At 65.1% G+C, this 5,287-nt stretch carries 5 protein-coding genes; 1 reads left to right on the top strand and 4 read right to left on the bottom strand.

Annotation, left to right across the window (positions count from 1 at the left end; translation table 11 throughout):
- A partial coding sequence (locus EOA79_RS29315) for a DUF177 domain-containing protein (protein WP_164893995.1) occupies nt 1–490 on the bottom strand: 490 nt, incomplete at its 3' end.
- Nucleotides 491–501: 11 nt separating this feature from the next.
- Nucleotides 502–1,044 (bottom strand): ubiquinol-cytochrome C chaperone family protein, encoded by a 543-nt coding sequence (locus EOA79_RS29310; protein WP_095824737.1) that lies wholly within the window; start codon nt 1,042–1,044, stop codon nt 502–504.
- A gap of 117 nt (nt 1,045–1,161) precedes the next feature.
- Between EOA79_RS29310 and EOA79_RS29305 the strand changes: the two genes are divergently transcribed.
- Nucleotides 1,162–1,677: an outer membrane protein assembly factor BamE gene (locus tag EOA79_RS29305; RefSeq protein WP_067000750.1), complete on the top strand. Its 516-nt coding sequence runs from the start codon at nt 1,162–1,164 to the stop codon at nt 1,675–1,677.
- A gap of 139 nt (nt 1,678–1,816) precedes the next feature.
- Here EOA79_RS29305 and EOA79_RS29300 read toward each other — a convergent pair whose 3' ends face one another.
- Nucleotides 1,817–3,958, bottom strand: a complete 2,142-nt coding sequence (locus tag EOA79_RS29300) for a sodium-translocating pyrophosphatase (RefSeq protein ID WP_067330052.1) — start codon at nt 3,956–3,958, stop codon at nt 1,817–1,819.
- A 235-nt stretch (nt 3,959–4,193) separates the two neighbouring features.
- A partial coding sequence (locus EOA79_RS29295; RefSeq protein ID WP_164893994.1) for an MFS transporter occupies nt 4,194–5,287 on the bottom strand: 1,094 nt, incomplete at its 5' end.

Below are 5,287 nucleotides of genomic sequence, written 5' to 3'. Positions count from 1 at the left end.
CGTCACCCGCGCCCTCGAGCGAGGCGCCGGGCTTGCGCGGATAAGGGTCGATCGCCAGGCCGAAAAACTGCTCGGCGAGCGCCCCGACATCGATGGTGTCGCCGGAAAAAGTTTCCGGGCTGTCGGGCCCGTCGGCGTCGAGGACGATCTCGCCGCCGGCGTCGAAGCCTTCGCGTCCGAGTTTCGACTGCTCCGGCAAGAACAGCGCCTCGACGGGCTCGTCGATGTGAGCCGCGACCGGATCGAGTGTGACGATGCAGGCCTGGGTGATGTCGGCCTCGACGCGGCCGCTGACCTTGACGCCGTTGCGTTTCCAGGACGCCACCAAGAGCTCGGCGCGATAGCTCTCGACGGAAAGCAGGTCATGTTCGGCGGCAAGCGCAGTGCGCTGCCTTTCGTCGGCCTCGATTGCAACCGGCAAACCCTTTTGCGGCAGGCGGGCGACATTGGCCACAAAGGATACGGGGCTCTGCGGTTCGGCGTGCTTCATTCTCGCCTCCTTCAGCTGGCTCCGGCGGCCGGGAACGCGACGGCGCCAGCCATGATCGATTCGGTCGGCTGAGCGGCAAGCTGCCCGGTCGCCGCGCTAACATAATTCGCCAGCAGCGACGCCTCGGGCCATTCGCCGGCATCGGGCCTGACATTGCGGGCGAGCGCCACGGCAAGCGCCGCGCCGTCGTCGTCCCGCAAGGCTTCGTCGTAGGCCGCAGTGCGGCCATAGAACATCTTTGCCAGCTTCTTCATGCGCTTCGGCACGCCGACATCGCTGATGCCGAGTTCCCTCAGCGAATGGTCGACATCGAGGAAGAACTCGTCGATCAGCACCTGAGCGATCTCGGCCGCGGCTCCGCCCTCGCCGCGCAGCCGGTGCTGGATCAGGTACATATGGAGCGACAGCATCTCGAAGCGGCCGAGCGGCGTATCCGGCACATTCCAGTCGGAATAAAACACCGTTTGCCGCGCCGCCGCCACGATTTGTGCGTAGAGCGCCTCGGTGATGGCGCGGTTGGCGTGACGTTCGCGACCAAAAAGGCGCTGGAACATTGAGGGTGGTCTCCCGGGGACCTTTTGTTTGATTTGGCCTTGTTGCATCGGCATGCAAGCTGGTTTACCGGTTTTGCGGCCCAGCGCAAGCTGCGGGGATGTGATGGAGAATTGTTGTTGGGTGCGCTGAAATTCAAGTCGTTTTTCATGCCTGTGCGGGCGGGCGTGGCCACTCTGCTGGTGGCGGTATCCGCGCTTTCCGCCTGCAATTCGTCCAAGATGTTCGGTGATCTGCGTCCGAGCGAGACGCTGACGAAAGGCTACGTCATCGACCAGGCGGCGATCGACTCGGTGCCGGTCGGATCGAGTCGCGAGCAGGTTCTTCTTGCGCTGGGCACGCCGTCGACGACGGCGACCTTCGACAACGAGGCGTTCTATTATATCTCGCAGACGCGCAAGCGCTACGTCGCCTTCGACAACCCGCGCATCGTCGACCAGCACGTGCTGGCGGTCTATTTCGGCGCCGACGGCCGCGTCACCCAGATCGCCAATTACGGCCTGAAGGACGGCAAGGTCTTCGACTTCATCTCGAGGACGACGCCGACGGGCGGCAAGGACCAGAACTTCCTCAGCCAGATCATCAACGGCGCCAGCAAGCTGGCGCCCGGGATCCCGGGCGGCGGCACGCCCTGAGTTCGCTGTCAGCGACGTCCACGGACCAAGACCCGCCGAATCCGCTTCGGCGGGTTTTTTGTTTCGCCGAAACGGCTTGGCCGTAAACAAAACCCGCGGGATCGCTCCCGCGGGTCACTTGGTGCAGAAAGAATGTGGCTCAGCCGTGCGCGAGCACGGCCAGGAGCAGCAGCGCCACGATATTGGTGATCTTGATCGCCGGATTGACCGCCGGGCCGGCGGTGTCCTTGTAGGGATCGCCGACGGTGTCGCCGGTGACCGAGGCCTTATGCGCCTCGGAGCCCTTCAGGTGCTTGACGCCATTCTTGTCGGTAAAGCCGTCCTCGAACGACTTCTTGGCGTTGTCCCAGGCGCCGCCGCCGGAGGTCATCGAGACGGCGACGAAGAGGCCGTTGACGATGACGCCGAGCAGCGAGGCGCCAAGGGCCGCGAAGGCCGAGGCCTTCGAGCCCGAGATCAGGAGCACGCCGAAATAGACGACGAGCGGCGCCAGCACGGGCAGCAGCGACGGGATGATCATTTCCCGGATCGCTGCCCGGGTCAGCAGGTCGACGGCGCGCGCGTAGTTCGGTTTCGAGGTCCCGGCCATGATGCCCTTGTCCTCGCGGAACTGCTTGCGCACTTCCTCGACGATCGAGCCCGCCGCGCGGCCGACGGCGGTCATGGCGATGCCGCCGAACAGATACGGAATGAGGCCGCCAAAGATCAGGCCGGCAACGACATACGGGTTGGAAAGGTCGAAGGAGATCTCGCCCATGCCCTGGAAGTACGGGTACTTGTCGCCATTGGCGGCAAAGAACCTGAGGTCGTTCGAATAGGCGGCGAACAACACCAGCGCGCCGAGGCCGGCGGAGCCGATGGCATAGCCCTTGGTCACGGCCTTGGTGGTGTTGCCGACCGCGTCGAGCGCGTCGGTGGAGTGGCGCACTTCCTTGGGCAGGCCCGACATTTCGGCGATGCCGCCGGCATTGTCGGTGACCGGGCCGAAGGCGTCGAGCGCCACGATCATGCCGGCGAGACCGAGCATGGTGGTGACGGCGATCGCAGTTCCGAACAGGCCGCCAAGCTGGTAGGTGGCGATGATGCCGCCGACGATGACGATGGCCGGCAGCGCCGTCGATTCCAAGGAGACCGCGAGGCCCTGGATGACGTTGGTGCCGTGGCCGGTCACCGAGGCCTGGGCGATCGAATTCACCGGGCGCTTGTTGGTGCCGGTGTAGTATTCGGTGATCACCACGATGAGGCCGGTCACCAGAAGACCGATCAGGCCGCAGATGAACAGGTTCTTGCCGGTGATGACGATGCCGGCGACGGTGCCGACCTCTCCCCAACCGAGAGTGGCCGAAGTAGCGACGGCCAGGCCGACGATCGACAGCAGGCCGGTGACGATCAGCCCCTTGTAGAGGGCGCCCATGATCGAGCCGTTGGAGCCGAGCTTGACGAAGAAGGTGCCGACGATCGAGGTCAGGATGCAGGCGCCGCAAATGGCGAGCGGATAGAGCATGGCGGCGCCCAGCACTGCAGTGCCGCCGAAGAAGATTGCGGCCAGAACCATGGTGGCGACGACCGTCACCGCATAGGTCTCGAACAGGTCGGCGGCCATGCCGGCGCAGTCGCCGACATTGTCGCCGACATTGTCGGCGATGGTGGCCGGGTTGCGCGGATCGTCCTCCGGAATGCCGGCTTCCACCTTGCCGACGAGGTCGCCGCCGACGTCGGCGCCCTTGGTGAAGATGCCGCCGCCGAGACGGGCGAAGATCGAGATCAGCGAGGCCCCGAAGCCGAGCGAGACCAGCGCGTCGATGACGATGCGGTCGTTTGGCTGCAGGCCCATTGGGCCGGTCAGGATGAGGTAATAGATGGAGACGCCGAGCAGCGCCAGGCCCGCCACCAGCAGGCCGGTGATGGCGCCCGACTTGAAGGCGATGTCAAGGCCGGCGGCCAGGCTGTTGGAAGCGGCCTGCGCGGTGCGGACATTGGCACGCACCGAGACATGCATGCCGATGAAGCCGGCAGCGCCCGAAAGCACGGCGCCGATCAGGAAGCCGATCGCGGAGGTGATGGAGAGCAGCCACCAGGCGAGAAGAAGCACGACGATGCCGACGACGGCGATGGTGGTGTACTGGCGCGCCAGATAGGCTTGAGCACCTTCGCGAATGGCGGCGGAGATTTCCTGCATGCGCTGGTTGCCCTGATCGGACGCCAGGACCGATCGTGTCGCCCAGATGGCGTACAGGACTGACAGCAAGCCGCAGGCGATGACGGCGGTAATGATGGTCATTGCCGAATTTTCCTCGATTGATGGCCCAGAAGAACCCCTCCCTGGGCCGTTGGGACGGAGATGAACGCCGCACACGGAATCCACCCCTTGACTAAGGTGTATGCGAAACAGGGCTGGGAACGTCAAGATATTGTTCGGTTTTTGCCCGGCTTTCGCCGGAAAGACGAACGCCGCGACTCACCGGCAGGGGCCGCCGTGCATTTAGATCGATTGCGCGCCGGCAAACGGCGCAATGTCAGTCGGCGCGGCGCAAGCCCGGCAGCTTCAGGGTGCCGAGCGCCAGGAAGCAGAGCACAACGACCGGGAACACGATCCAGTTCAGCATGGTCCAGCCCCAGGCATTGTAGACCGCGCCCGACATCAGCGAGGCGAAGGCGACGGAGCCGAACAGGACGAAGTCGTGGAAGCCCTGCACCTTGCCTTTTTCGGATGGATGGTAGCTCGCGGCGACCATGGCGGTCGCGCCGATGAAACCGAAATTCCAGCCGAGGCCGAGCAGGATCAGCGCGGTCCAGAACTGCCATAGCGCAAGGCCTGAGAGCGCCACCACTGCGCAGGCGATGAGCAGCACCAACCCAATGGCGACGATGCGCTCGGCGCCGAAGCGGTGGATCAGCGAACCGGTGAAGAAGCTCGGCCCGAACATCGCCATAACGTGCCAGGAGATGCCAAGCGTGGCATCGTCGGTCGAAAGACCGCAGCCGACCATGGCGAGCGGCGCGCCGGTCATGACGAAGCTCATCAGCGCATAGCTGCCTACGGCGCAGAACAGCGCCGCGACGAAACGGGGTTGGGTGGCGATCTCGACCAGCGGACGTGCGTCGCTTGCGACGGCTTCGGCGGCGCTGCTCGTCCGCCTGGACGTATGCAGGAAGGAAAGGATAATCGCGCCTATGGCGGCCAGCACCAGGATGGAGGCGAAGGATCCGGCAAACATCACCGGGGCCAGAAGGTCGCCGGTGTAGATGACGATCTGAGGCCCGAGGATGGCGGTGACGATGCCGCCAGCCAGCACGAAGGAGATGGCGCGCGCCTTGAATTGCGGCGGCGCGTTGTCGGCGGCGGCGAAGCGGAACTGCTGCACGAAGGCGCCGCCGACACCGATCACGCCTAGGCCAAAGGCGAACAGCCAGAAGCTCGCCTGAAAGAGCGCGAGCGTCGCGATCAGCCCGCCGAGGGCGGTGACGATGGTGCCGGTCATGAAGCCGCCGCGATGGCCGAGCCGGCGGATGATGGCGGCCGCCGGCAGGGCGCCGAGCGCAACTCCAAGGTTGAAGCCGGTGACCGGCGCCGTCGCCAGAGACTTGTCGGGGCCGAGCAGATATTGGC

The sequence above is a fragment of the Mesorhizobium sp. M1A.F.Ca.IN.020.03.2.1 genome (assembly GCF_004023205.1).
Taxonomy (GTDB): domain Bacteria; phylum Pseudomonadota; class Alphaproteobacteria; order Rhizobiales; family Rhizobiaceae; genus Mesorhizobium.
This window is presented reverse-complemented; position numbering and strand designations above follow the sequence as displayed.

Bases quoted from the DNA above. Each gene is read 5' to 3' on its own strand.
- EOA79_RS29310 (WP_095824737.1), bottom strand. From the start codon at position 1,044: ATGTTCCAGCGCCTTTTTGGTCGCGAACGTCACGCCAACCGCGCCATC.
- EOA79_RS29300 (WP_067330052.1), bottom strand. From the start codon at position 3,958: ATGACCATCATTACCGCCGTCATCGCCTGCGGCTTGCTGTCAGTCCTG.